The organism is Corallococcus sp. Z5C101001 (assembly GCF_007352635.1).
Classification (GTDB): domain Bacteria; phylum Myxococcota; class Myxococcia; order Myxococcales; family Myxococcaceae; genus Corallococcus; species Corallococcus silvisoli.
On the sequence record NZ_VKLU01000047.1, the window covers coordinates 1 to 1,979 of the forward strand.

Sequence of the window (1,979 nt, forward strand, 5' to 3'; positions counted from 1 at the left end):
ACGAGGGTGTGGACGAAGGCCTCGCGGTCGAAGGGCTTCGCGGTGGCGTTCCAGTCCACCAGCACGCGCTGCTTCTCCGCTTCGGGCAGCAGCGGCAGGCGCGACACGGCCACTCCCGCGTCCGACACCGCGGCCCGGAGCAGCGTGCGGATCTGCTCGAGCATGCGGACCACGGTGTCCCGCTCGAACAGGTCGGTGTTGTAATCCATGCCGCCGACGATGCCGTGGGCCGTCTCCTTCACCCAGAAGCTCAGGTCCAGCGGCGTCGCGTGCGCGTGCACGTGCACCTGACCGTAGGTGAGGTCGCCCAGGCTGGCGCCGCGGTTGCGCACGTCCTGGAAGGTGAAGAAGGTCTGGAACAGCGGCGTGCGGCTCAGGTCGCGCTGCACGCCCAGCTGCTGCATCAGCAGCTCGATGGGCATGTCCTGGTGGCCAAAGGCCTCCATGCACGTGGTGCGCACGCGCTCCAGCAGCTGCCGGAACGTCAGCTCCGGCCCCATCCGCGTGCGCAGGACGAGCGTGTTGACGAAGAAGCCCAGCAGGTCCTCGACCTCGGGATGCGAGCGGCCCCGGATGGGCGTGCCCACCACCAGGTCCTCCTGGCCGCTGTAGCGGTGCAGGAGCGTCTTGAAGGCCGTGAGCAGCACCATGTAGAGCGTGGCGTTCGACTCGCGCCCCAGCCGGGTGAGCGCGTCCACTTCCGCGCCCGTGAGGACGAACGGCTCGGTGCCGCCCTTGAGGCTCATCTGCGCGGGGCGAGGCTTGTCGGTGGGCAGCTCCAGCGCGGGCAGGTTCCCGGAGAGCTGCTGCTTCCAGTAGCGCGCCTGCCGCTCCAGCTCCTCGCCCTGGAGCCAGCCGCGGTGCCATTCGGTGAAGTCCGCGTACTGGATGGGCAGCGTGGGGAGCGTGGGCTCCTGGCCCTTCGTGAGCGCCGAGTAGATGACGTCCAGGTCGCGCAGGAACACGTCGAACGACCACCCATCCCAGATGAGGTGATGGGGCATGAAGAAGAGGACGTGCTCGGTGGCGCCCAGCCGGAACAGCGTCAGCCGGAACAGCGGCGGCGCGGTGATGGGGATGGCCTCGTCCGCCAGCGCCTGGAGGCGGCGCAGCAGGTCCTCCTCGCGCTGGTTCGCGGGGACCTGCTCCAGGTCCACCGGCTCCAGCTCCACCGTCAGCGATGGGGCGACGTGCTGCACTGGCGTGCCCTCGTCCCATCGCACGAAGGTGCGCATCGCCGACTGACGCTCCAGCAGCTTGTTGAAGCTGAAGCGCAGCGCGCCCACGTCCAGCGCGCCATGGAGGCGGAACGCCGAGGGCAGGTTGTAGACGGCGGTGCCCGGGTTGAGCTGTTCCAGGAACCACAGCCGCTGCTGCATGAGGGACAGCGGCGCGGGCGCGGTGCCGGCGCGGGGCGAGATGCGCTGCGCGGGGCTCGTGGCCCCGTCGTCACCGCGCACCAGCCGGGCCAGCCTCTCCACGGTGGGCGCCTCGAACATCCGGCGCAGCGTGAGGCTGACGTCCAGGTCGCGGCTCGCGCGCGTGAGGGCTTGCGACGCCAGCAGTGAGTGGCCACCCAACCGGAAGAAGTCCGCCGTGACGCTCACCCGGCGCAGGCCCAGCACGTCGGCGAAGATGGCCGCGAGCTTCTGCTCCGTCTCGTCGCGGGGCGCCACATAGGCATCCTCGTGGGACTCCACCTGCGGCGACGGCAGGGCCTTGCGGTCCACCTTGCCGTTGGGCGTGAGCGGCAGCGCGGGCAGGGCCACGAAGTGCTGCGGCACCATGTACTCCGGCAGCCCCTGCTTGAGGTGCGCGCGGAGGACTTCATCCGTGGGCACCGTCTGGCCGGGCCGCGCGATGAGGTACGCGACGAGGCGGCGGTCTCCTGGGCGGTCCTCACGGACGAGGGAGACGGCCTGGGCGAGGGAGGGGTGGGAGGCGAGGGCGGCCTCGACTTCGCCGAGCTCGATGCGGAA

At 70.6% G+C, this 1,979-nt stretch carries 1 protein-coding gene; it reads right to left on the bottom strand.

What is annotated here, in order from left to right; genetic code table 11:
• A partial coding sequence (locus FOF48_RS36120; RefSeq protein WP_255443075.1) for a condensation domain-containing protein occupies positions 1-1,979 on the bottom strand: 1,979 nt, incomplete at both ends.